Source organism: Dokdonella soli (assembly GCF_039523175.1).
GTDB classification, from domain to species: domain Bacteria; phylum Pseudomonadota; class Gammaproteobacteria; order Xanthomonadales; family Rhodanobacteraceae; genus Dokdonella_A; species Dokdonella_A soli.
Map to the genome: position 1 here is coordinate 20,908 of NZ_BAAAEU010000001.1, position 24,848 is coordinate 45,755.

General features: G+C 64.7%; 22 protein-coding genes. 16 read left to right on the plus strand and 6 right to left on the minus strand.

Features of this window, described 5'->3' with window-relative positions; translation table 11 throughout:
- Positions 1 to 39: 39 nt before the first annotated feature.
- Positions 40 to 1,101, minus strand: coding sequence for an alanine dehydrogenase (gene ald, locus ABD002_RS00115; RefSeq protein WP_343785881.1), 1,062 nt, complete (start codon positions 1,099 to 1,101; stop codon positions 40 to 42).
- A 217-nt stretch (positions 1,102 to 1,318) separates the two neighbouring features.
- Between ald and trxB the strand changes: the two genes are divergently transcribed.
- From trxB to infA, 10 genes are all read left to right on the plus strand, one after another.
- A complete protein-coding gene (gene trxB / locus ABD002_RS00120) occupies positions 1,319 to 2,269 on the plus strand; it encodes a thioredoxin-disulfide reductase (protein ID WP_343785883.1) in 951 nt (316 codons plus the stop codon).
- Positions 2,270 to 2,406: 137 nt separating this feature from the next.
- Positions 2,407 to 3,600, plus strand: a complete 1,194-nt coding sequence (locus ABD002_RS00125; RefSeq protein ID WP_343785885.1) for a GNAT family N-acetyltransferase — start codon at positions 2,407 to 2,409, stop codon at positions 3,598 to 3,600.
- Complete coding sequence (gene aat, locus ABD002_RS00130; protein WP_343785887.1) at positions 3,597 to 4,322, plus strand: leucyl/phenylalanyl-tRNA--protein transferase; 726 nt, start codon at positions 3,597 to 3,599, stop codon at positions 4,320 to 4,322. Before ABD002_RS00125 ends, aat begins: the two co-directional genes overlap by 4 nt.
- 103 nt (positions 4,323 to 4,425) lie before the next feature.
- Complete coding sequence (locus ABD002_RS00135) at positions 4,426 to 5,247, plus strand: helix-turn-helix transcriptional regulator (RefSeq protein ID WP_343785889.1); 822 nt, start codon at positions 4,426 to 4,428, stop codon at positions 5,245 to 5,247.
- A gap of 327 nt (positions 5,248 to 5,574) precedes the next feature.
- Positions 5,575 to 6,579 (plus strand): alpha/beta fold hydrolase, encoded by a 1,005-nt coding sequence (locus ABD002_RS00140; RefSeq protein ID WP_343785891.1) that lies wholly within the window; start codon positions 5,575 to 5,577, stop codon positions 6,577 to 6,579.
- A gap of 156 nt (positions 6,580 to 6,735) precedes the next feature.
- The gene (locus ABD002_RS00145) at positions 6,736 to 7,926 is read left to right on the plus strand and encodes a DUF4331 family protein (protein ID WP_343785893.1); all 1,191 of its coding nucleotides are present in this window, start codon (positions 6,736 to 6,738) and stop codon (positions 7,924 to 7,926) included.
- Positions 7,927 to 8,014: 88 nt separating this feature from the next.
- On the plus strand, positions 8,015 to 8,641 hold the full coding sequence (locus ABD002_RS00150) for a HupE/UreJ family protein (RefSeq protein ID WP_343785895.1): 627 nt from the start codon (positions 8,015 to 8,017) through the stop codon (positions 8,639 to 8,641).
- Positions 8,638 to 9,123, plus strand: a complete 486-nt coding sequence (locus ABD002_RS00155; protein WP_343785897.1) for a hypothetical protein — start codon at positions 8,638 to 8,640, stop codon at positions 9,121 to 9,123. The genes ABD002_RS00150 and ABD002_RS00155 overlap by 4 nt, the downstream gene beginning before the upstream one ends.
- A gap of 5 nt (positions 9,124 to 9,128) precedes the next feature.
- Positions 9,129 to 9,995 carry a DUF4198 domain-containing protein gene (locus ABD002_RS00160; RefSeq protein WP_343785899.1) on the plus strand — a complete coding sequence of 289 codons (867 nt, stop codon included), beginning with the start codon at positions 9,129 to 9,131 and terminating at the stop codon, positions 9,993 to 9,995.
- A 139-nt stretch (positions 9,996 to 10,134) separates the two neighbouring features.
- Positions 10,135 to 10,353 carry a translation initiation factor IF-1 gene (gene infA, locus ABD002_RS00165; protein WP_343785901.1) on the plus strand — a complete coding sequence of 73 codons (219 nt, stop codon included), beginning with the start codon at positions 10,135 to 10,137 and terminating at the stop codon, positions 10,351 to 10,353.
- Between the two features lie 182 nt (positions 10,354 to 10,535).
- On the opposite strand, the gene clpA is transcribed toward infA, so the two are convergent.
- Positions 10,536 to 12,812 carry an ATP-dependent Clp protease ATP-binding subunit ClpA gene (gene clpA, locus ABD002_RS00170; protein WP_343785903.1) on the minus strand — a complete coding sequence of 759 codons (2,277 nt, stop codon included), beginning with the start codon at positions 12,810 to 12,812 and terminating at the stop codon, positions 10,536 to 10,538.
- Between the two features lie 86 nt (positions 12,813 to 12,898).
- Complete coding sequence (gene clpS, locus ABD002_RS00175) at positions 12,899 to 13,225, minus strand: ATP-dependent Clp protease adapter ClpS (RefSeq protein WP_343785905.1); 327 nt, start codon at positions 13,223 to 13,225, stop codon at positions 12,899 to 12,901.
- A gap of 120 nt (positions 13,226 to 13,345) precedes the next feature.
- Here clpS and ABD002_RS00180 point away from each other — a divergent pair, with 120 nt between their 5' ends.
- From ABD002_RS00180 to acnA, 4 genes are all read left to right on the plus strand, one after another.
- Positions 13,346 to 13,840: an NUDIX hydrolase gene (locus ABD002_RS00180; protein ID WP_343785908.1), complete on the plus strand. Its 495-nt coding sequence runs from the start codon at positions 13,346 to 13,348 to the stop codon at positions 13,838 to 13,840.
- A 19-nt stretch (positions 13,841 to 13,859) separates the two neighbouring features.
- Positions 13,860 to 14,966 carry a tRNA 2-thiouridine(34) synthase MnmA gene (mnmA, locus tag ABD002_RS00185; RefSeq protein WP_343785910.1) on the plus strand — a complete coding sequence of 369 codons (1,107 nt, stop codon included), beginning with the start codon at positions 13,860 to 13,862 and terminating at the stop codon, positions 14,964 to 14,966.
- On the plus strand, positions 14,959 to 15,582 hold the full coding sequence (gene hflD / locus ABD002_RS00190; RefSeq protein WP_343785912.1) for a high frequency lysogenization protein HflD: 624 nt from the start codon (positions 14,959 to 14,961) through the stop codon (positions 15,580 to 15,582). The genes mnmA and hflD overlap by 8 nt, the downstream gene beginning before the upstream one ends.
- A gap of 309 nt (positions 15,583 to 15,891) precedes the next feature.
- Positions 15,892 to 18,639 (plus strand): aconitate hydratase AcnA, encoded by a 2,748-nt coding sequence (gene acnA, locus ABD002_RS00195; RefSeq protein ID WP_343785914.1) that lies wholly within the window; start codon positions 15,892 to 15,894, stop codon positions 18,637 to 18,639.
- A gap of 84 nt (positions 18,640 to 18,723) precedes the next feature.
- Here acnA and ABD002_RS00200 read toward each other — a convergent pair whose 3' ends face one another.
- Positions 18,724 to 19,149 (minus strand): hypothetical protein, encoded by a 426-nt coding sequence (locus ABD002_RS00200; RefSeq protein ID WP_343785916.1) that lies wholly within the window; start codon positions 19,147 to 19,149, stop codon positions 18,724 to 18,726.
- A gap of 204 nt (positions 19,150 to 19,353) precedes the next feature.
- Here ABD002_RS00200 and ABD002_RS00205 point away from each other — a divergent pair, with 204 nt between their 5' ends.
- Positions 19,354 to 21,045 carry an AMP-binding protein gene (locus tag ABD002_RS00205; protein ID WP_343785918.1) on the plus strand — a complete coding sequence of 564 codons (1,692 nt, stop codon included), beginning with the start codon at positions 19,354 to 19,356 and terminating at the stop codon, positions 21,043 to 21,045.
- 37 nt (positions 21,046 to 21,082) lie between these two features.
- Here the strand turns inward: ABD002_RS00205 and ABD002_RS00210 are convergent, their stop codons facing one another.
- Positions 21,083 to 21,388: a PilZ domain-containing protein gene (locus ABD002_RS00210; protein WP_343785920.1), complete on the minus strand. Its 306-nt coding sequence runs from the start codon at positions 21,386 to 21,388 to the stop codon at positions 21,083 to 21,085.
- A 297-nt stretch (positions 21,389 to 21,685) separates the two neighbouring features.
- Between ABD002_RS00210 and ABD002_RS00215 the strand changes: the two genes are divergently transcribed.
- Positions 21,686 to 22,615, plus strand: coding sequence for a crotonase/enoyl-CoA hydratase family protein (locus ABD002_RS00215; protein ID WP_343785922.1), 930 nt, complete (start codon positions 21,686 to 21,688; stop codon positions 22,613 to 22,615).
- A gap of 41 nt (positions 22,616 to 22,656) precedes the next feature.
- On the opposite strand, the gene ABD002_RS00220 is transcribed toward ABD002_RS00215, so the two are convergent.
- Positions 22,657 to 24,819 (minus strand): ATP-binding protein, encoded by a 2,163-nt coding sequence (locus ABD002_RS00220; RefSeq protein WP_343785924.1) that lies wholly within the window; start codon positions 24,817 to 24,819, stop codon positions 22,657 to 22,659.
- Positions 24,820 to 24,848 lie beyond the last annotated feature (29 nt).

Consider the following 24,848-nt stretch of genomic DNA (forward strand, 5'->3'; position numbering starts at 1 on the left):
AATTTACCCGAAGTTCCTGCAGTAAGCCATTGTTATAAATCAGGACTTGAGCGCGGGATGGACGATCTTTCCACCTTCGACGTTGATGCCGCTCTTCAGCGGCTCGAACTTGCGCCAGTTCTTGTCCGACGCGAGACGGTTCACGTACGGCAGGATCGCTGCGCAGATCGCCTGTGACGACGTCTGCGGCACCGCACCCGGCATGTTCGTCACGCAGAAGTGAATGACGTCGTCGACGACATAGGTCGGATGCGCCCAGGTGGTCGGCTTCGAAGTCTCGAAGCAGCCGCCCTGGTCGATCGAGATGTCGACCAGCACCGAACCCGGCTCCATCGACTTGACCATCGCGCGGGTGACCACGCGCGGCGCCTTCGCGCTCGGGATCAGCACGGCGCCGATCACGATGTCGGCATCCTTCACTTCGCGCGCCACAGTTTCCTCGTACGGATACAGCGCGGTCACGTTGGCGCCGAGCGCCATCATCTGTGCGAGACGGTCCGGGCGCATGTCGAACACGACCACGTTCGCGCCGCCGGCCGCAGCCAGCGCTGCCGCGTTGCCGCCGGCCGCGCCTGCGCCGAGCACGACGACCTTGCCGCGTTCGGTCGAGGGCAGGCCGCCGAGCAGCTTGCCCTTGCCGCCGGACGGCTGGTGCAGCAGGTGCGTGCCGATCTGCGTCGCGATGCGACCGGCGATGATCGACATCGGCGCCAGCAGCGGCAGCGAGCCATCGGCTTCGGTCACGCTCTCGAACGCGACGCCGGTGAGGCCGATCTCGAGCAGGCGCTCGGTCAGCTTCGGCTCCGCAGCGAGATGCAGATAGCAGAACAGCAGGTGATCCTTGCGCAGCAGCTTGAGGTCGCCGGCGATCGGCTCCTTGACCTTGACGATCAACTCGCCCGCTTCATAGAGCTTCTTCGCGCTCTGCACGAGCTTCACGCCGACACGCGCATAGTCCTCGTCATGGAAACCGCTCTTCAGGCCGGCGCCGGCCTGCACGTACACCTCATGGCCGCGGCGCACGAGATCGGCGCAGGCGGCGGGAACGAGGGCGACGCGCCCTTCCAGGGTCTTGGTTTCCGAAGGTACACCGATGCGCATTGCGAAAATCCTCACTAAGGGCGTTCTATACGATCACGGGTGGCGCCTTGAATCACGCACGCATTCCCCTCATTCTCCCGGTTCCCGCACGACCGCATGCCGCGATGCGACAGACGGACAGTGACCGGGAATCGGGTTCGCCGGCGGCATTCTTGATCGCGCCAGCGTCGGAAAAAACGTTACGAGATGGTCGCCTTGAAAGCGGCCCGGATTATACATGAGCACTGCCAAGCACTCGCGTCTGATCATCCTGGGTTCCGGCCCGGCCGGCTACACCGCTGCCGTCTATGCGGCGCGCGCGAACCTCAAGCCCACGCTCATCACCGGCCTCGCCCAGGGCGGCCAGTTGATGACGACGACGGACGTCGACAACTGGCCCGGTGACGTCGAGGGCCTGCAGGGCCCTGACCTGATGAAGCGCATGGCCGAGCACGCCGAGCGCTTCCATACCGGGATGGTGTTCGACCACATCCACAGCACCGATCTCTCGAAGCGCCCGTTCCGCCTCAAGGGCGACAGCGGCGAGTACACCTGCGACGCGCTGATCATCGCGACCGGCGCGACCGCGAAGTACCTCGGCATCGCGTCCGAGGAGCATTACAAGGGCAAGGGCGTCTCCGCCTGCGCGACCTGCGACGGCTTCTTCTTCCGCGACCAGGAAGTCGCGGTCGTCGGCGGTGGCAACACGGCGGTCGAAGAAGCGCTGTACCTGTCCAACATCTGCAGCAAGGTCACGCTCGTGCATCGTCGCGACAAGTTGCGCGCCGAGAAGATCATGCAGGACAAGCTGTTCGAGAAGCAGCGCGCCGGCAAGATCGACATCGTCTGGAACCACGCGATCGACGAGGTGCTCGGCGACCACAGCGGCGTCACCGGCGTGCGCCTGCGCAGCGTCAACGACAACTCCACGCGTGATATCCCGGTGACCGGCACATTCATCGCGATCGGCCATACGCCCAACACCTCGATCTTCGAGGGGCAGCTCGAGATGCACAACGGCTACATCCAGATCCAGACCGGCCTGCACGGCGGCGCGACCGCAACCAGCGTGCCGGGCGTGTTCGCGGCCGGCGATGTCGCCGATCAGGTCTACCGGCAGGCGGTCACCTCGGCCGGCTTCGGCTGCATGGCCGCGCTGGACGCCGAGAAGTTCCTCGACAAGATCTGACGACGCCGTCCCATCGTCCACGTTTCCGTAGGAGCGGCTTCAGCCGCGATGCGTTTGCTCCTGAGCGCATGTCATGGCAAAAGCATCGCGGCTGAAGCCGCTCCTACAAAGCAGCGTACGACGACAATATCCGACGCATGGTCCAAGCCCGCTTCCATCGTGCGCTCGATGAGATTCCGGAAGGTGCCTGGAACACGCTGCTGCCCGACGATAATCCGTTCGTCGACCACGCTTTCCTTGCCGGCCTCGAACGCCACGGCTGCATCGATGCGCGCACTGGCTGGCGGCCGCATCATCTGGGTCTCTACGAAGGCAGCCGCCTGATCGCGGCCGCACCGCTGTACCTCAAGGGCAACTCGCACGGCGAATTCGTATTCGACTGGAGCTGGGCGCACGCCTATGAGCAGCACGGCCTCGACTACTACCCGAAGCTGCTCTGCGCTGTGCCCTACTCGCCCGTGACGGGGCCGCGCCTGCTGACAGGGCGTGGAGCGGATGCGCAGGCATTGCGCGCGGCATCGATCGCCGCGATCCATGCCGAAGCGCAACGGCTGGGGCTGTCGTCGGCACACCTCAACTTCACGGGCAGCGAGGACACCGCAGCATTCGCCGGCAGCGACTGGCTGCCGCGCTTCGACTGGCAGTTTCACTGGCACAACGAGGGCTGGCGCGATTTTGATGACTTCCTCGCCGCGCTGAACCACAAGAAGCGCAAGAACATCCGCCACGAGCGCATGCAGGTCGCGCGCGCCGGCGTGCAATGCGAGATTCGCCACGGCGACGAACTCGACGATGCCGACTGGCAGGCGCTGCACGATTTCTATCTCGCGACGTTCGACGACAAGGGCAACTATCCGGCGCTGACGCTGGATTTCTTCCGCCACCTCGGTACATCGATGCCGCGCCGCGTCGTCGCAGTGCTGTGCCGCCGTGGTTCCGGATTGGTCGCCGGCGCGCTGCTGCTGCGCAGTTCGACGACGCTCTACGGACGCTACTGGGGCTGCCACGAGCACGTCGAAGGCCTGCATTTCGAGGCCTGCTACTACCAGGGCATCGAGTACTGCCTGCGCGAAGGCCTGACGACGTTCGAGCCCGGCGCGCAGGGCGAGCACAAGGTCGCGCGCGGTTTCCTGCCGGTGTGCACGCGCTCGTTCCACTGGATCGCCGACGCACGCTTCCGTGCCGCGATCGCCGAGGCGCTGCGGCAAGAGGCGGAAATGCTGAATGGTTATCGCGACGAGGTGCTGGAACACTCGCCGTTTGCGCACACCGCGACACGGGCGACGCCATCCCCTTTCGCCCCTTCGATTGAGCGGAAGGGCGTTCAATGATTCGCCTGCCCTTTCTCGATCTGGCGCGACCGGATGCATTTCCGCCTGTCGAGACCGCGCTGGACGAACCGGACGGTCTGCTGGCGGCCGGTGGCGATCTTTCGTCCGCGCGCCTGCTTGCCGCCTACCGGCGTGGCATCTTCCCGTGGTATTCGGGCGACCAGCCGATCCTGTGGTGGTCGCCTGCGATGCGCACCGTGTTCGATACCGCGAACATACACGTACCGCACCGCCTCGCACGCTGGTTGCGCGGCTGCGATTGGGAAATCCGCGCCGACAGCGCATTCGCCGAGGTCATGCGCGCCTGTGCGGCCCCGCGCGCGCGCGAACGCGGCACCTGGATCACCGACGACATGCTCGCTGCCTACCAGCGCCTGCACACACTCGGCCATGCGCACTCGGTCGAAGCCTGGGACGGCGAACGCCTCGTCGGCGGCATCTATGGCGTCGCGATCGGGCGCATGTTCTACGGCGAATCGATGTTCAGCGCGGCGACGAATGGATCGAAGGTCGCGCTGCTCGCGCTATGCCATGCACTGCATGAGTGGGACTTTCCCTTGCTCGATGCACAGGTCGCCTCCGACCACCTGCTCACGCTCGGTGCACTCGAGATGCCGCGCGCCGCATTTTGTCGGGAGGTCTCGCGACTCACGGCGGAACCCGGGATCGTCGGCTCCTGGCGCACGCGCTTCGGGTCGCCGCGACCAGTGGAACTGGCCTGACCGGGTGCTGGCTGCACCCCGTGATTCCTGTCGTCCGGTGGCGTACCTCGATGTGTATGCTGCCGGCCTGTCGCCATCGCAGCCGGCGGCGGATGAGGATGGCATGTCCGGGTTCACCACGACATTACTGTTGAAAACGCCGACCGTCGCCGTCCACGACATGTGTTGCCGCGGCGACGGGCAACATGAACACCTCGACGACGTCACCCATCTCGTGTTTCCGTACCGCGGCATCTACGTACGCCATCTGGCGAACGCCGCCGTGGTCGCCGAGGCGGGACAAGTGCTGTTTTTCAACGCCGGCGAGAGCGATCGGATCAGTCATCCGGTGCCGGGCGGCGACCGCAGCCTGGCCGTGTTCGTCGAGGAAGGCATGCTGGGCGAGCTCGCGCCGAAAGCCTTGCGGCGCGAAGGCACAGGCCTGGTGTTCCGGCAGCGGCGGCTGCGCATCGATGCACGCGCGCAGGCACTGGTCGCGTTGCTGCGGCACAGCCTGCGCGAAAAGATCGCCGAATCCCTCGAAGCGGAAAGCCTGGCCCTGACGCTCGTCCAGCGTTCGCTCGGACCACGCACCACGCATGCCGTGGGCGCCAGCGCCGGCCGCCAGCATCTGGTCGACCGCACCAAGCTGGTGCTGGCGAGCGATCTCTCCCGGCGCTGGGCGCTGGCCGACATCGCCGCCGAGGTCGGCGTGTCGCCGGTGTATCTCACGCAGGTGTTCCAGCAGGTTGAAGGCCTGCCCCTTTACCGCTACCAGTTGCGCCTGCGTCTGGCACGCGCGCTGGACCTGCTCGCGCAGTACGACGATCTCAGCAAACTGAGCCTCGATCTGGGCTTCTCCAGCCACAGCCATTTCAGCGCGGCCTTCCAGCGCACCTACGGCCGTTCACCTTCCGAATTCCGTCAATCCGCATTGCAGCGCTGACGGCGGCGCAGGATCGCTAAAGATTCTGACAGCGGGATCTCCCTCCGAAGGTGTCCACTATGTCTGCTCGGATTTCGAGCGGCCCGGAGAATGTGTCATGGCAGAGAAAACATGCGCGGCATGCGACTGTCCGCTGGATGAGAATTCCTTCAAGGTGAAGATCGGCGGCCGGACCGTCGAGGTGTGTTGCGACGAGTGCGCGCAGAAGTTGAGAGAGGCGCACGACTCAGCGACGTCGTCGGGCGGGAACTGAGCGATGACGAACCTTCCTCGGCCACGTTTCTCCGCGATGCCGGAACGGTCCTTCGTCACTGGCGTCGGTGCGTCATGAATCGCCGAAACTTCATCGCGGCATCGGTCTGCGCGTTGACGCTGACCGCCCTGGCGGGCTGCAAGCAATGCAGCCTCGCCGGGGTAGCGTCCGCCTCACGGGAGTCCCTGGATTCCGGCGACTACCGTGCGCTGCGGCGCTTCACGAAGACGCGTTTCGGTGATGTCGCTCACGTCGATGTCGGCATCGGTCCCGTCGCCCTGTTCCTGCACGGGTTTCCACTCAACGGATTCCAGTGGCGCGGCGCGATTGCGCGGCTGTCGCCGTATCGCCGCTGCATCGCGCCGGATTTCCTCGGCCTGGGCCATACGCGTGTCGCCGAAGGAGGAAACGTCGCACCGGCAGCACAGGTCGAGATGCTCGTATCGCTGCTCGACGCATTGGCGATTCCGAGCGTCGACCTGGTCGCCAACGACAGCGGCGGCGCCGTAGCCCAGTTGCTCGTCGTCCGGCATCCGCAACGCGTGCGCACGCTGTTGCTGACGAATTGCGACGTCGAGACCAACAGCCCGCCACCGGCGTTGCTGCCCGTCATCGAGCTGGCCAGGCAAGGCCGGTTTGCGGATGAATGGCTGGCGCCGTGGCGGGCCGACAAGGCGCTCGCGCGTTCGTCGAAGGGCATCGGTGGCATGTGCTACGCGGATCCCGCGCAGCCCACCGACGACGCCATCGAGACCTACTTCGCGCCATTGCTGGCGTCGAAGCGCAGCAGGGAGCTGCTGCATGCGTATGCGATCGCGCTCGAACGCAATGCTTTGACGGGTATTGAAGCGGAGCTCAGGCGCAGCACGGTTCCGACGCGGATCGTATGGGGCGCCGGCGATACGATTTTCTCGCCGGCCAGTCCTGACTATCTGGACCACACGTTCGGTGCATCGCGCGGCGTGCGACACCTGCAGGGCAGCAAGCTGTTCTGGCCGGAAGAGCGTCCGGATGTCATTGCCGAAGAAGCTCGGCGGCTCTGGAACGCATGGGCGCCGCAAGCCGCCGGATGGCGATAGCGCTCAGGCCGACACCTTAAAGCTTTCCGTTTCACCAGGGATTTTCGATAGCGCCAGAAATCGGCGCTCGGGTTTCTGTTCGCTTTTTTCCAAGAGGCTCTGACGACAATGCAAGGCATACCCAGCTTGATGACACGCATGCGGCGCTTTTTTGTCATGGCTCCGCTCGCTGCGATCCTTTCCTTGACCGGAATCGGCTCGCACGCATCCGACCACCTCGATACGCCCACCGTGATCGCCAATCCGAGCGCGGACATCGGCGACATCTACGCCTGGACTTCGCCCAATGGCCGGCAGCTCAACCTGGTGATGACGATCGTGGGCCACACGTTCTCCGACAAGCTCGACTACGTGTTCCACGTCGACAGCGGGAAGCGGTTTGACCGGACCACCGCAACGACGACGATCGCTTGCCATCTGGCAAGCGCTTCGGTGATGGAGTGCCGCGCGGGCTATGGCGACTACGCGCGCGGCGACGCCAGCATTCCCGACGGTCAGGAGACATGGAATTCACGATTCCGCGTTTTCGCCGGATTTCGGGACGATCCGTTCTTCAACAACGTCAAGGGAACGCGAGCCGCCTACCAGACGGCCGCCAAGGCGCTGCGCAACGGCGCCGGCATGGATGCGGCGGGCTGCCCGAACTTCGATGCCACGACCGTGCACGAGATTCTCGACCAGTGGAGGCACACCGATGGGGGTCCGGCGAGAAACTTCCTGGCCGGCTGGACGTCCTCGGCACTGGTCGTCTCGATCGATCTCGATGTCGTCGCCAAGGGCGGCAAGCTGCTCGCGGTCTGGGGCGCGACGTCCCGACAGGGCAAACAGATAGACCGCGCCGGCCGGCCGCTGACGGGCAACGCACTGCTCGGCACGATCGCACCCGACGACATCAGCGACGCCCTGAAGGAGCAATACAACGCGGCGACTCCGGCGACGTCGGCGCGATTCATTCCGGAGATTGAGAAGGGCCTCCAGTTCTACGATGGCCTCGACGGCACGTGTGGCAACCAGTGGCTCACTGACCGCAAGGCGGCACCACCCGGCCGCTATCGTGCGCTCGCAACCCTGCTCGCCGACGACCGACTCTGGGTCAACAGTGCATCGGCCGTCTGCAATCAGTTCTTCGCGGTCGAGCTCGCCAGCCTGTCCGCGCGCAACGACCTCAGTGGCGACTGCGGCGGGCGGACACCCACCATCGATGCGATCGACGTCTATCGGTCGTTGTTGGTGAACGGCACGACCTCCGGCGTCGATGACGGCGTCGATCGTGACGATCGCGAGCATTCGTCGACCGTGTTTCCGTTTCTCGCCGCACCAGACCCGATGCCACCACATGGACATTGAGCGGAGCGCAGGCGACGCGAACGCTGAACGCATGCGGCGGGTGCAACCCGCCCGCAAACGATTCCCGATCCGCAAAACGAGCCTCGCCATGCATCCATTCCGGAACACTGCCTGCCGTTTTCGTTCGACGCCGACCTGCGCCCTGCTCGGCATCACCATCCTGACCTTTGCGAGTCCGGCCACCGCGCACATGGGCACGGGGCTGTCCGGCGGATTCGCCTACGGATTCCGCCATCCGTTCACCGGACTCGACCACCTGCTCGCGATGGTCAGTGTGGGCCTGTGGGGCGCCTTTCTCGGACCGCCGCTGATCTACGTGCTGCCGGTCGTGTTTCCGATCGCGATGGTCGCGGGCGCGGTGTTGGGAATGCTCAGTGCGCCACTGCCTCCGGTCGAGATCGGCATTGCGCTTTCGGTGCTGATGCTGGGCGCCTGCATCGCATTCGCGCTCAAGGCGCCGATCTGGGCGGCCTCGCTCGTCGTCGGCCTATTTGCGCTGTTCCATGGGTACGCGCACGGCAGGGAACTGCCATCGGCGGCCGACCCGTTCGGCTACAGCGCGGGATTCGTGTTCGCTACGGGACTGCTGCATGTACTCGGCATCGGCATCGGCGTCCTCAACGCGCGCCCAAGCGGCCGCGTGGCGACGCGCGGCCTTGGCGGATTCATCGCCGCGTTCGGCATCTGGTTCCTGTACCGGGCGGTCGGCACATGAGGAGCGCATTCGTTGCGGCATTGATGCTGTGCGCGGCGACGGGGCTGGCACTCGCGGTGGCGCCACGCAGCGCGCGGATACCCGGCCTCGTCGCACTCGCGCTGGCATCGACGGGGGCCGTCTTCGCACCGGTTCCATCCGGCTGGACCGACGCGGTATTCCTTGGTTGCTGGATCGGCGTGGCTGCGAACGCCGCAACCGTGCATCTGCGTCGCGGGCTGCGTGCGCGATGGGCGGTCGCGCTATCGCTCAATGCGGGAGCCTGGGCGGGTGCCGTGGTTGCGCTGGCTGGATCGCGATTCGAACTGCTGGAGGCCCTGCCCTGCACCCTGGCGCTGCTGGCGACTGCATCCATCGCCGGGCGACGCCTGCCGATCACATTGAAAGTGGTATCGAGCTGGCTGATCGCCGTGGCGTTGCTCGCCGCGATATTGCCGTTTGTATCGGTGACACCCGGCTATCTGCCGGACCATCTGGAGTAGTACGAATGTGTCCGAAGATTCGCGCGCGCATCGATGTGTCTCGCCGTGTGTTCCAGCTCGTGCTGCCGGCCGCGTTCTGCTGCGTCTCCTCCGTCATGGCGCACGATTTCTGGCTGCAGCCGGCTGCGTACTGGCAGCAACCGGGTGCGACCACCGCGCTGACGCTGCAGGTCGGTCACGGACCGTTTCGCCAACGATCGCCGATCCCGCTCGGCAGGATCACCCGTTTCGGAGCGATCGCGCCCAACGGAAGCGCGATCGACCTGCGCGGCAACCTGCATCCGGGGCGCGCCACCGAGGACGGCATCCTGCGCTTTGCGGATCCCGGCACCTACGTGCTGGCGCTGGAAACGGATGCTCGCGCACAAAGCCATCTGCCGGCCATCCGCTTCAACGACTACCTCGAGGTCGAAGGTCTCACGCCCGCATTGGAGCAGCGGCGACGCACGCACCGGATGGATGCCGACGGCTCCGAAAACTACAGCCGATGCGCCAAGTCGATCGTGCAGGTGGGACCTGCGGACCCCGTCGCGCAGGCGCAGGTGACCCGGCCGCTCGGCCTGCCACTCGAAATCGTGCCGGAACAGAGTCCTTACCTGCAGCCGCGGTCTGCGACCCTGCCCGTACGCGTGTTCTACGAAGGCCAGCCCCTGCAGGGCGCCCTGGTCAAGCTCACGGACCTCGAACACGACGAAACGCCATTCGAAACGCAGCTGACCGACCGGGACGGACGCGCGCGCTTCAGCATGCCGCCAAGCGGCGACTGGCTCCTGAACGTGATCTGGACCAAGCCACTGCCGAAATCGAGCGAAACGGATTTCGAAACGGTCTTTTCGAGCCTGAGCTTTGGCCTGCCTGCGATCTCCAAATGAGCCAGCCTGATCGCTCCGTTGGCGCCGCACGAGCGAACCCGGACGCGGCGTGATGGCGGTTTTGCTTCCCGCGACCGCCCGATCGTGGCAGAATCGCGCGCCTTTCCGGGCCGCCCGGCCCAGCCATCCTCAGGGAACAATGTCCAAAGACGACGTCATCGAGATGGAGGGTACGATCCTCGAAACCCTTCCCAATACGATGTTCCGCGTGAAGCTCGAGAACGGGCACGTGGTCACCGCACACATTTCCGGTCGCATGCGCAAGAACTACATCCGCATCCTGACCGGCGACAAGGTCAAGGTCGAGATGACGCCTTACGACCTGACCAAGGGGCGGATCACGTACCGCATGAAGTGACGCAGGACTGGCTATGGCGCCAGCTCCACGAACTCCTTGAGCAGGTTACGCCGGGATCCATAGCGTGATTTTCAATGGATTCCGGCCTGTACCGGAATGACGAGCAAAGAAAAGCCGCGCACCTGCGCGGCTTTTCCATTGACGGGCTCACGAGGCGTGCGCCGGCAAGCAGCACTCGCTGCCTACTCCACGACCGCCGGCATCTTCTCCGCCGCCTCGCTCTCGACCGCGAGCTTGCCGTCCTTGACCGACAGCAGCACCTTGCCGCCGCTGGCGAGCTTGCCGAACAGCAGTTCGTCGGCGAGCAGGCGCTTGACGTTCTCCTGGATCACGCGGGCCATCGGACGGGCGCCCATCTGCGGGTCGAAGCCGTGTTCGGCGAGCCAGCGCCGCGCGTCGCCGTCCACGTGCAGGGCAACGTGCTTCTCCTGCAACTGCGCCTCGAGTTCGATCAGGAACTTGTCGACCACGCGCAGGATGTGCTCGAAGTCGAGCGAATTGAACTGCACGACCGCGTCGAGACGGTTGCGGAATTCTGGAGTGAAATTGCGTTTCAGCGCTTCCATCGCATCGGTCGCGTGGTTCTGCTCGATGAAGCCGATCGTGCGCCGCGCGGCCATCTGCGCACCGACGTTGGTCGTCATCACCACGATCACGTTCTTGAAGTTCGCCTCGCGACCATTGGTGTCGGTCAGCGCGCCGTGATCCATGATCTGCAGCAGCACGTTGTAGACGTCCGGATGCGCCTTCTCGATCTCGTCAAGGAGCAGCACGCAATGCGGATGCTTGACGATCTGTTCGGTGAGCAGGCCGCCCTGGTCGAAGCCCACATAGCCCGGAGGTGCACCGATCAGGCGTGACACCGAATGCGCTTCCATGTATTCGGACATGTCGAAGCGCACCAGCTCGATGCCGAGCTGCATCGCCAGCTGGCGCGTGACCTCGGTCTTGCCGACGCCGGTCGGGCCGGTCAGGAGGAAACAGCCGATCGGCTTCTCGGGGTTGCCGAGACCCGAGCGCGCCATCTTGATCGCGCCGGCCAGCTTGTCGATCGCGGCGTCCTGGCCGAACACGACCATCTTCAGGTTGCGGTCGAGATTGCGCAGCACATCGCGGTCCGAGGCGGAGACCTGCTTCGGCGGAATCCGTGCCATGCGCGCGACGATGAACTCGATGTCGGGCACGTCGACCTTGCCGGTGCGCTGGCTTTCCGGCAGCAGGTGCTGACGCGCGCCGGCCTCGTCGATCACGTCGATCGCCTTGTCCGGCAGCAGCCGGTCGGCGATGTGCTTGACCGAGAGGTCGACCGCCGCCTTCAGCGCGTCGCTCGTGTACTCGACCTTGTGGTGCTCCTCGAAGCGCGTCTTCAGGCCCTTGAGGATCTCGATGCTGTCGGCGATCGACGGCTCCACGATGTCGATCTTCTGGAAGCGCCGCGCCAGTGCGCGATCCTTCTCGAACACGCCGCGGTATTCCTGGAACGTGGTCGAGCCGATGCAGCGCAGTTCGCCGCTGGCGAGCACCGGTTTGATCAGGTTGGAAGCATCCATCGTGCCACCGGACGCCGAACCGGCGCCGATGATCGTGTGGATTTCGTCGATGAACAGGATCGCGCCTGGCTCTTTCTTGAGCTGCGCGATGACGCCCTTGAGGCGCTTCTCGAAGTCGCCGCGATACTTGGTGCCGGCGACCAGTGCGCCGAGGTCGAGCGCCCAGATCGTGCAGTCGGCGAGCACGGCCGGTACCTCGCCCTCGACGATGCGCTTGGCGAGACCTTCCGCGAGCGCGGTCTTGCCGACGCCGGCTTCGCCGACGTATAGCGGATTGTTCTTGCGGCGTCGGCACAGCACCTGGATCGTGCGTTCGACCTCTTCCTGGCGCCCGATCAGCGGATCGATCTTGCCCTGCCGCGCGAGCTCGTTGAGGTTGTTCGCGAATTCGGTGAGCGGATTGCCGCGCGGTTCCTCGCCGCCTTCGGCGTCACGCGCGGCCTCGCCGCTGGCCGGCTGCGCACCGGCGTCGTGGCCGATCTTGGCAATGCCGTGCGAGATGTAGTTGACGACATCGAGCCGCGACACGTCCTGCTGGCCGAGGAAATACACCGCGTGCGAGTCCTTCTCGCCGAAGATCGCGACCAGCACGTTGGCGCCGGTGACTTCCTTCCGCCCGGACGACTGCACGTGGTAGACCGCACGCTGCAGCACGCGCTGGAAACCGAGCGTCGGCTGGGTGTCGCGCTCGTCGTTCGGCGGCAGCACCGGTACGGTTTCGGTGATGATCGAGCGCAGGTCGCGCCCGAGCTTGGCCGTGTCCGCGCCGCACGCGCGCAACACCGCCGTCGCCGATGCATTGTCGAGGAGTGCCAGCAGCAGGTGTTCCACGGTCATGAACTCGTGGCGCTGCTCGCGGGCCTCCTTGTAGCACTGGCCGATGGTGATCTCGAGATCCTTGCTGAACATGCCGGAATGGTCTCCGAAGTCGCTGCCTGCACTATTGCTGCTTGCAATATATGGACCGTCGCGCGGTCTTCAATCTGACACGCCGGTCAGGCCTTTTCCATCGTGCACAACAGAGGATGCTGATGGGTCCGGGAAAATTCGTTGACCTGGGTCACCTTGGTTTCCGCGACCTCGCGGGTGAAAACGCCACAAACGCCCTTGCCGCGCGTATGCACATGGAGCATGACCTGGGTCGCGCGTTCGCGATCCATGCTGAAGAATGTCTCCAGTACGACGATCACGAAGTCCATCGGGGTGAAATCGTCGTTGAGCAGGATCACCTGGTAGAGCGGCGGGCGCACGACTTCCGGTCGCGCCTCCTCGACGGTGAGGCCGAGTCCATGTTCGGTGTTCGGATCGTGCTGTTGCGCCATGGGAAAACGGTTTGTGTCGGCCAAGTCGAGTATACCCCTGAGTCGCGGAACGCCGCGTCGCTACATGTTGTCGAAATGTGTGGCTGCAAGGGCTGCGCGGGCGCCTGCTAAACTGCGCGGATGAGCCAGCTTCCCCAGCATTCCGCCGAACTCGACGACGTCGACATCTGGCGACCGCACGTGACCGTCGCTACCGTGGTCCCGCAGGACGGGCGCTTTCTGCTGGTTGAGGAAGATGTGCGCGGCCGCATCGTGCTGAACCAGCCGGCCGGGCATCTCGATCCGGACGAAACGCTGCACGCCGCCGCGTTGCGCGAGACGCTCGAGGAAACCGGCTGGGAGGTCACGCTGACCTGCCTGCTCGGCGTGCAGCAATGGCGTTCGCCATCCGGACGCCAGTTCGTGCGCTTCACGTTCGGCGCCGAGCCGGCACGCCATCATCCCTCGCGCCCCCTCGACGACGGCATCCTGCGCACGCTCTGGCTGAACCGCGACGAGATCGCAGCCGCCGGCGCGCGCCTGCGCAGTCCGATGGTGCTCGCCAGCGTCGACGATTGGCTCACCGGGCGACACCTGCCTCTGGATGCAATCAGGGCTTTCAGCGCCCGTCCATGAACGCGAGCAACAACGGGTTGTGACCAGCGCGGAGATCATCGTCGGCATGTCCGGCGGCGTCGATTCATCGGTTGCCGCCCTGCTGCTGCAGCGCTCCGGTGCGGCGATCGCCGGCTTGTTCATGCAGAACTGGGAGGAGGACGACCGCAAGGGTCCGTGTCGGGCCGACGAGGACCGCAAGGACGCCGTCGCGGTCTGCGCAAAGCTCGGCATTCCGCTGTACGCACGCAACTTCTCGGCCGAATACTGGGACCAGGTCTTCGCACACTTCCTCGACGAATACCGCCGTGGACGCACGCCGAACCCCGACGTTCTCTGCAACCGCGAGATCAAGTTCAAGACCTTCCTCGATCACGCGCGTGCGCTCGGCGCGGACAAGATCGCGACCGGCCACTATGCACGCGTGGACGAGGTCGACGGCCGCTGGCGCCTGCTGCGCGCACGCGACAAAGGCAAGGATCAGACCTATTTCCTGCATGCGCTCGGCCAGCACGCCCTCGCCGCCGCCGTGTTTCCGCTCGGCGAACTGCAAAAGAACGAAGTGCGCCGAATCGCGCGCGAAGCCGGTTTCGCCACGCATGACAAGAAGGACTCGACCGGCATCTGCTTCATCGGCGAGCGCGATTTCCGCGCGTTCCTGTCCGAGTACATACCGGCGCAACCCGGCCTGATGCAGACGCCCGACGGCATCACGGTCGGTGAGCACCCGGGCGTGTTCTACTTCACGCTTGGCCAGCGCAGCGGCCTCCGCATCGGCGGTCGCCGCGGCGCCGAGGGCGAACCCTGGTATGTCGTCGGCAAGGACGTGGCTACGAACGTGCTGTATGTCGCGCAAGGCAACGCGAACCACTGGCTGCACTCGCGCAAGCTTGCGGCGAGCGGTCTGAGCTGGGTGGCCGGGGTCGCACCGGGCACGCAGCTTCGTTGCGTCGCGATGACGCGCTATCGGCAGGACGCGCAAGCCTGTCACGTCGAAATCAACGGTGACGCCTGCGTCGTCCTGTTCGACCAACCGCAACGCGCGGTCACGCCAGGCCAGTCGGTCGTGTTCTACGACGGCGATGCCTGTCTCGGCGGCGGGGTCATCGATCGCTGTGATGCACCGTTCGGGGGGTGGCATGCGTGAGTCGCGAGTGATCGCCCTGGCCGGCGTGCTGCAGGCGTGCCGGCTCGTGCGCGACGTCGCGACGAACGGTCGCGCCGACGCGGCCGGCGCGGAAGCCTGTCTTGCCAGCGTGTTCCGCATCGATGCGGACAGCGCCGCGGACGTGTTCGGCGGGCTCTCCGGTGTGCGCATGGGCCTGGAAACCCTGCATGCGCAGTTCGAGGGGCGCCAACGTGACCTCGCGCTGACCCGGCTCGTGCTCGGCGTGCTGCGGCTGGAGCGCCGGCTTGCACGCAATCCGCGCATGCTCGGCGATCTGCGCAACGGAATCGTGGCCATCCAGCGCCAGGCCGACCATTTCGGCAGCGCGCATGCGACCGTGCAGGCTCGGCTGGCCGACCTGTATGTCGCCACCCTCTCGCAACTGCGTCCGCGCGTGATCGTGCACGGCAATCCGCTGCATCTGGCCAACGCGCAGCTGGTCGAGCAGATCCGCGCGTTGCTGCTCGCCGCTGTACGTTCCGCGGTTCTGTGGCGCCAGGTCGGCGGCGGCCAGCTGCGCCTGCTGCTCAGGCGGCGCGAGTACGCGATGCTCGCGCGCGGCCTGCTCGCACGCAGCACCCTCGACCGAGGCTGAAGCCACCGCGCGCTGAACGCGTGGCAGCCCGATGTCGCGATGCGACACGGGTTTGAGCGATAATGGCGGGCCCTGTTCACCCGCCCGCTTTCCCGCGTAGGGTCTGGACAAGTCGTCGTCCCGGCGCAAGCTTGAACCCGGCGTCTCGGCAATCGCCCGCAGACGCTGGACGACCAGCCTCGCTGTCGTAAGGCTCGTTCGGCTTGCCCCGGAACGGCGAGAGAAGACTTTCTCGCCCTACTGCGAGCGCAGGATCGCGCGTCAACGCGATCCGCCAGCGAACGCCCGCCAGCCAGCAAGGAGATTCAGATGACAGATTCGTTCTCGACCCGAGACGTTTTCGAGGTTAACGGCAAGCGCTACCACTACGCCAGCCTCGCCAAGCTCGGCCAGCGCTTCGATCTCAAGCGCCTGCCCTATTCGATGAAGATCCTGCTGGAAAACCTGCTGCGCCATGAGGACGGAGTCAACGTGACCGCAAAGGAGATCGAGGCGGTCGCGAACTGGGACGCGAAGAAGGAGCCCGACACCGAGATCTCGTTCATGCCGGCGCGCGTGGTGCTGCAGGACTTCACCGGCGTGCCCTGCGTGGTCGACCTCGCCGCGATGCGCGATGCGGTGGTCAAGCTCGGCGGCGACGCGACGCAGATCAATCCGCTGGCACCGGCCGAACTCGTGATCGACCACTCGGTGCAGGTCGATGCGTTCGGTTCCCGGGCCGCACTGGAGACCAACGTCGAGATCGAGTTCGAGCGCAACCAGGAACGCTACTCGTTCCTGCGCTGGGGCCAGAAGGCGTTCGACAATTTCAAGGTGGTGCCGCCGCGCACCGGCATCGTGCACCAGGTCAACCTGGAGCACCTCGCCCGCGTGGTGTTCACCAACGAGAAGAACGGCGAGAACTGGGCCTACCCGGACACGGTGTTCGGCACCGACTCGCACACCACGATGATCAACGGCCTCGGCGTGCTCGGCTGGGGCGTCGGCGGCATCGAGGCCGAGGCCGCGATGCTCGGCCAGCCCTCGTCGATGCTGATTCCGCAAGTGGTCGGCTTCAAGCTCACGGGCAAGCTCGGTGAAGGCATCACTGCGACCGACCTCGTGCTGACCGTGACCCAGATGCTGCGCAAGCTCGGTGTGGTCGGCAAGTTCGTCGAATTCTTCGGCGACGGCCTCAAGCACCTGCCGCTGGCCGATCGCGCGACGATTGCGAACATGGCGCCGGAATATGGCGCGACCTGCGGCATCTTCCCGGTCGACCAGGAAGCGCTGAACTACCTGCGCCTGTCGGGTCGCGACGAGGCGCAGATCAAGCTGGTCGAGGCGTATGCGAAGGCACAGGGCCTGTGGCATGACGACACGACACCGCACGCGGACTTCACGACCACGCTGGAACTCAATCTCGCGGAGGTCAAGCCGTCGCTGGCCGGACCGAAGCGTCCGCAGGACCGCGTGCTGCTTGGAGACGTCAGGAAGAGCTTCCACGACGCACTCGGCGGTTTGACCGCCAACCGCAAGCCGCTCGCTACGACCGTCGAGCGCTTCGCCAACGAAGGCGGCGCGACCGCAGTCGGCCACGACGAAAGCGCATGCGCCGAAGGCCCGCACGTCGAATTGAACGGCGAGAAATTCCGCTTGCGTGACGGTGCGGTCGTGATCGCCGCGATCACCTCGTGCACGAACACGTCGAATCCTGCCGTCATGCTCGCCGCCGGCCTTCTTGCGAAGAAGGCCGCTGCACGTGGCCTGAAGTCGAAGCCATGGGTCAAGCCCTCGCTTGGGCCTGGTTCGCTGGTCGTCACCGATTACCTGAAGAAGACCGGTCTGCTCGAGGAACTCGAGAAGGTCGGGTTCTATCTGGTCGGCTACGGCTGCACGACCTGTATCGGCAACTCCGGCCCGCTGCCGGTCGAGATCAGCAAGGGCATCGCCGACGGCGATCTAGCGGTCGCCTCGGTGCTGTCGGGTAATCGCAACTTCGAGGGCCGCGTGCATCCCGAAGTCAAGATGAACTACCTCGCCTCGCCGCCGCTGGTGGTCGCCTACGCGCTGGCCGGCAGCCTCGACATCAATCTGGAAACCGATCCGCTCGGCATCGGCAGCGACGGCAAGCCGGTGTACCTGAAGGACATCTGGCCGAGCAACCAGGAAATCTCCGACACGATCGCCGGCGCGATCAACCCGGCGATGTTCACCAAGAACTACGCCGACGTGTTCAAGGGCGACAGCCGCTGGAACCAGATCGCCTCGCCGGATGGCGCGCTGTTCAAATGGGACGATTCGACCTACATCAAGAATCCGCCCTACTTCGACGGCATGAGCAAGGAAGCCGGCCGCATCGAGGACATCCACGGCGCCCGCGTGCTGGGCTTGTTCGGCGATTCGATCACCACTGACCACATCTCGCCGGCCGGTTCAATCAAGAAGGATTCCCCGGCCGGGCGCTTCCTGATCGAGCATGGCGTCGCACCGAAGGACTTCAATTCCTACGGCTCGCGCCGCGGCAACGACGATGTGATGGTGCGCGGCACGTTCGCCAACATCCGCATCAAGAACCTGATGCTCGACGGCGTCGAAGGCGGTTACACGCTGCATGTGCCGAGCAGCGAGCAACTGGCGATCTACGACGCGGCGATGAAGTACAAGGCCGAGAAAACCCCGCTGGTCGTGCTGGCCGGCAAGGAATACGGCACCGGTTCGTCGCGCGACTGGGCGGCCAAGGGCACCCTGCTGCTGGGCGTGAAGGCGGTGATCGCGGAAAGCTTCGAGCGCATCCACCGCTCCAACCTGGTCGGCATGGGCGTGCTGCCCTGCCAGTTCCAGGACGGCCAGAACGCGCAGTCGCTGGGTCTGACCGGCAAGGAGACGTTCGACATCACCGGCCTCAACGGCGGCGAGTCGAAGGAGGCCAAGGTTGTCGCCACCGCCGCGGACGGCAGCAAGAAGGAGTTCACCGTGAAGGTGCTGCTGCTGACGCCGAAGGAACGCGAGTTCTTCCGCCACGGCGGCATCCTGCAATACGTGCTGCGCCAGCTCGCCGCGAAAAAGGCGGCATAACAGCGGAACATCGGCACCGTTAGGTTCACGGGACGGCGCGGTCATCGCGCCGTCCTGCTTTCATGGCGTCACAGACGATGTTCGCTAGGGCTTCTGCTCCCAGCTCGCGTTGTAGCAGCGCCAGGCACCGCGTTCGCGGCGCCAGCCGGTGACGAAATGCAGGGTCGTGCTGCGCTCCGCGAACCAGCGGCCGGACGCATCGGTCAGCGTCACATCAAAGCGCGCCGTCGCACGCTCGCCGGACATGTCCACATCGATGCCGCCCAGCCGCACGCCGATGCTCCGGTTCGCGAGCAGTTGCATACGCAGCAGATTCGCGAGCTGGGCCCGATCGACCTCGCCGGTGTTGCCGGCAAAGTCGTCACTGACGCGCGCGAGCACATCGGCACTCTGATGCGCTTCGGTTGCGCGGCTGATTTCCATGATCGCGGCGCGGACCGCATCCGCGTCGGATTGCCGCGCGCACGCGGCGACGAAGATCGAGCAGGCGAGCGTCGTCCACCAGCGCATCTCGCAAACCCTCCGATACGGAATGTCAACGCTGCAATGCGGCTTGCCGCTTGTTCCGGCGTTATGCTGCAATCGCGCGAGACTTGGCACCGCGGAGCGTAACGCAGATGGCTCCGCTGGCGCTGGCCCGGTTTGTGCGTGCACGCCGGACGTTCGGCCGTATCAAGCATGCCGCGTGCAGCCGCGGCGGACCACGGAGGAAGAATGGCGATCGAAGAGCGACCCTGGCTGGCAAACTATCCGAAGGGCATTCCGGCACAGATTGACCCTGGCCAATACCGCTCCGTCGCTGCGCTGCTCGAGGAATGCTGCGACCGCTTTCGCCACCGACCCGCCTTCACGAACATGGGTCGCAGCATTACCTACGGCGATCTCGACAGGCTCAGCGCGACGTTCGCGGCCTTCCTGGTCAACGATCTCAAGCTGGCCAAGGGCGATCGTGTCGCACTGATGCTGCCGAATGTGCTGCAGTATCCGATCGCGATCATGGCCGTGCTGCGCGCCGGCCTGACGGTCGTGAACACGAATCCGATGTATACGCCGCGCGAGCTGAAGCATCAGCTAGACGACTCCGGCGCGAGTGCGATCGTGGTCCTCGACAACTTCGCGCACACGGTCGCCGAGGTCATCGGCGGTACTTCATGCAAGCACGTTATCTGCACCGGCATCGGCGACCTGCTCGGCTTCCCGAAGTCGGCGATCACGAATTTTGTCGTGCGTCATGTCAAGAAGATGGTGCCGCCGTATTCGATCGCGAACACGATCCGCTTCAACGAGGCGCTCGGCCGCGGCACGCGCTCGAAGCTTGGCAAGATCGACGTCAGCCCGGACGATCTGGCATTTCTGCAATACACCGGCGGCACGACCGGCGTCGCCAAGGGCGCGATGCTGACCCACCGCAACATGGTCGCGAACATGTTGCAGGCATACGCATGGATCGGCCCGACCATGCGCGAGGGCGAGGAAGTCGTCATCACCGCCTTGCCGCTGTACCACATCTTCGCATTGACCGCGAACTTCCTGGTGTTCGCGAGAGTCGGCGGTTTCAACCACCTGATCACGAACCCACGAGACATGCCAGGCTTCGTGCGCGAGATCCGGTCGACGGGTTTCACTGCACTGACCGGCGTCAACACCCTGTTCGCCGGACTGCTCAACACGCCCGGCTTCGACCAAGTCGATTTCTCCAAGCTGCATCTGACTCTTGGCGGTGGCATGGCCGTGCAACGTGCCGTCGCCGATCGCTGGAAGAGCATGACCGGCTGCACGCTCGCGGAAGCCTACGGATTGACCGAAACCTGTCCCGCGGTCTGCATCAACCCGCTCGACATCCCCGAATACAACGGCTCCATCGGCCTGCCGATCCCGTCGACCGACATCAGCATCCGCGACGACGACGGCAACGTGCTCAAGAACGGCGAGACCGGCGAGCTGTGCGTGCGCGGCCCGCAGGTGATGAAAGGCTACTGGAACCGCCCCGACGAGACCGCCAAGGTGTTGTCATCTGACGGCTGGCTGCGCACCGGCGATATCGCCCGCATCGACGAAAAAGGATTCGTCTACATCGTCGACCGCAAGAAGGACATGATCCTGGTATCCGGTTTCAATGTTTATCCGAATGAGATCGAGGATGTCGTCGCGCAGCTGCCGGGCATCCTCGAGGTCGCTGCGGTCGGCGTGCCGGACGAAAAATCCGGCGAGGCGGTGAAAATCGTCGTGGTCAGGAAGGACCCGAATCTGACCGAAGAGGCGATCCGCGCGCACTGCAAGGCGAATCTCACCGGCTACAAGCTGCCCAAATACATCGAATTCCGCGATTCACTGCCGAAAACCAATGTCGGCAAGATCCTGCGTCGCGAATTGCGAGAATCCATGGCTGCCGCCCCAACGCATTAGCCGGCGGCGTCCGCCATTGGTGCGGCACCGCATGGCATCAGGTTGAATAAGGCTCGAGCCGGTCCGCGTAGCCGCCGAGCAGGTTCCAGAGCGGCACTTCCTTGTTTTCCGGGATCCGCGCATAGGCGAACCCGAGCCGGTCGTCGGTCACGCGAGCGAGCCGCGCCTCGACATGGATGTCGAGCGAGTCGCCGATCAGCATATCCAGCGCAAAGACGTCGCCGACCGCGCCGCTCCAGTTGTCCGGCTTTCCGACCAGCACACCGGTTGCGGAGATATCCTCGATCTCGCTGCTCCACGCGTTGTGGCCGCTGCTGATGAATACCGCCGAACGGATCGACATGCGTGCGGAGCGAAGGCCGCTTTTGTTTGCCTGGTTTGTCATCATTTCCCTCAGAACTCCGCCCCCATGCAAGATCCAGACCCCGCATTATTGCGGAATCGCGGCATGCCGGATATTCCCGATTAACTTCTTAACACATAAATCGCCGTATGGTCATATTTGACGCAAATTGTCAATGACCGGTGATGCTTGCGTTAGACTGCCCCGGATCGTCCCGTTCCGGGGAGCACTGGGGTGCAGAGCGTTTGCCGCTCGGCTTACGATCAACGAGCGGTGTCCTGTCCTGAGGTACAAGCCATGACCGCCGTCGAAATGTTGCATCGTAACCACGACTATCGCCTGCTGCGCACGATTGAGGATCCAGTCGCGAATGCACATTGGTGCTTCATGCATGCGCATCGTCTTCCGCGCGACACCGGATATCGCGCCTGCTTTTCCGTCGCCTTGATGAAGGAAATGCGCGACTTCCTCAAGCGCACATCCGACCATCTCACGCTGAGTTCCACCAATGCCGATGCCAACCTGACGCATGTGGTCATGGCATCCGACGCAAATGTTTACAATCTTGGTGGCGATCTGGAGCTTTTCTGCAGGCTGATCCGCGAGCGCAATCGCGAGCACCTGCTCGCCTATGCGCGCCTGTGCGTGGAAGGCGTCCTTGAGATCCATGCCGGGTTGAACCGCAACGTGCATACCGTGGCCCTGGTGCAGGGCGACGCGCTCGGCGGTGGCCTCGAACTCGCCCTGTCCTGCCAGACGGTAGTTGCGGAGAGCGGCGTCGGCATGGGCTTCCCGGAAGTCCTGTTCGACCTGTTCCCCGGCATGGGCGCTTACTCGTTCCTCCGCCAGCGCGTCAGCCCGCGCTTTGCCGAGGAGATGATGCTGAATGGAACGATCTACTCCAGCGACGAACTGCACCGGCTGGGCCTCGTCGATGTGCTCGTGCCCAAGGGAGAAGGGGTGCAGGCCGTGCACAACCTGATTCGCCGAAACCAGCGCATCCCGCATGCGCGCACCGCGTTGAACCGCCTGCGCCAGATCGGCAATGCGGTGACGCTCGCTGAATTGATGCAGATCACTGAGATTTGGGTCGATACCGCGATGCAGCTCGGCGAGAAGTCGCTGCGCACGATGGAACGCCTCGTTCGCGCCCAGCAGAAGCGTCCGGCTGCGGTGGAAGACACGGATGCCGCGGTAGCACCGATTGCGAACGTTGCCGCACGTTGACGGGGGTCACACCCCCGGGATACAGGACTTGCGAGGCCGGATCATCCGATTCGATCCGGCCCGCTGTCGAGCTTCTCTCCTGGCAGTGAGTCCCTGAGCGCCAACCGCGTCGCCTCCAGCTGCTCGCGCAATTGTCGGACGCGCGCCTGCCACTCCCGCGGAAGCTGCCAGTTGCCCAGCTTCATGGTCTCCGACGCTGCGCCTGCGAGGCGCGAAGCGCCTACGTTTCCGGCCACGCCTTTCAGCGCGTGGCACTGGTCGCGGAACATGTCCCATTGCGCCGTCGCACCGCTGCGCTCGAGATCGCTGATCGTCTTCAATGCATCGCGCAGGCATTCGCCGACGAACAAGTCGACGAATCCTGGACCGAGCTGAAGCTCGGCCAGCTCTTCGAGGACTTGACGGGAGATAACCGATTCGGCGTCTCTGGAAGGAACACCTGAGCAGGTACTCGATTGGAGTACCTGCACTTCGGAATCCGCGCGAGCAAGCGTCAAATCCGCCAAAGCCTCCAGCAGTCGATTCAACGCAATCGGCTTGGTCAGGAAATTGCGTGCTCCAGCCATTTCACAGGCACGCATCGTCGTCGCGGTAGCGTCCGCACTAAGCACGATGAAAGGAGTCAGCTCGCGGCCCGCCTGCATGACCCTGACCTGCTTGAGCACGTCCAGACCACTGATGCCCGGCATGTGCAGATCGATGATCACGGCATCGAAACTCTCGGCTTCGAGTGCCGAAAACACTTCCTCGCCGCTGCGGACCGTGCGGGCGCTGTGCCCGGCCTTTTCCAACAAGCGGCAGAGCACAGTGATGTTGGCCGGCTGGTCGTCCGCGATCAGTACGCGCAGCGGTTTGACGCGTGCGCGATGCCGCACGAACGGATCGTCGAACGGAATGACATTTTCGCCGGCGCGTTGCACATAAGCCTTTTCCGAGGCCGCCGCGTTCACCCTGAACGGGATTTCCGCCCAGAAATGCGTCCCCACGCCCTCCGTGCTCTCGAAGCCGATCCTGCCGCCGAGCAGTTCGGTCAGCGATTTCGCGATCGTCGTACCGAGGCCGGTTCCGCCGAAGCGCCGGCCATGGCCTGTGTCAGCCTGCTCGAAGGCCTTGAATATGCGCTGCTGGGCTTCAGCCGGGATGCCGATGCCGGTATCGCGCACCGAAAACATCAGCACGGCCGCGTCGTTCGCTTCCGTGCGGGTCCGCTCAACGTGGACGCACACACTGCCCCGCTCGGTGAACTTGATCGCATTGGAAATCAGGTTCATCAGTATCTGGCGCAGATGATCGCCGTCGCCGTGCAGGCCGGTCGGCACGTTCCCTTCGACGTCGATATCGAAAGCGATGTCCTTGCTGGCCGCCACCGGCTGCAGCATGACGTGGATACCATCGAGGATGTCCGTCAGCCGGAAATCCAGTTCGGCGCGTTTGAGCTTGCCGACCTCGATCGCCGAAATGTCGAGCACGTCTTCGACCAGCGCGAGCAGCGCTCTGGCCGAAGCGCGAATGACGTCCGCACATTCGCGCTGCTCCGACGTAAGCCGGGTCGTCGACAGCAGCTCCGACATGCCGACGACGCCGTTCAGCGGCGTGCGGAACTCGTGGCTCATGTTCGCCAGGAACGTGCTCTTGGCCTCGTTGGCGCGGCGTGCGTCCTCGGTGGCCCGGGTCAACGCGCGCAGCAATGAGGTCAGGTAAGCCGGGATCGCCATCAGGCCCACCAGCAGACCCCAGGCCAGCGCCTGGTTCTCCAGCCAGTAAGGCGTCATCGTGATGACGGCGAGAAACGAGATGCTGGCCAGCGCCACCGCTATCATCAGATAACGTGTGCCATAGCGCAGACCATTGCCGATGGTCACCCAGAGCAGGAGTACATAGACCGGCGCCAGACGCCCGCCCATCAGGTGCATCGCGGCGCCCATCATCGTGTAGTCGACAAGCATTCCGGCGATGCGGCGTGCGCGCGATACGCCGGGCCACATTGCTATTGCCGCCAGGATCGCCGAACCGGCCACGGATTCGACGGCAACGAACACGAAGACCATGCGCAGGGCCGCATCATGGAACCCGGCGATACTGCCTACGCCGAACAGGTAGACGAGAACGATGCCGAGGATTCCGAGGCGGATGATCGCCTGCTCGTGCTCGCTGTCGGGCCGCTTCGCGTAACGCGCCTTGAGGCTGGCAAGGGCGGAATTCATTGTCTCAATCCACGATGGGCCCGGAGCCC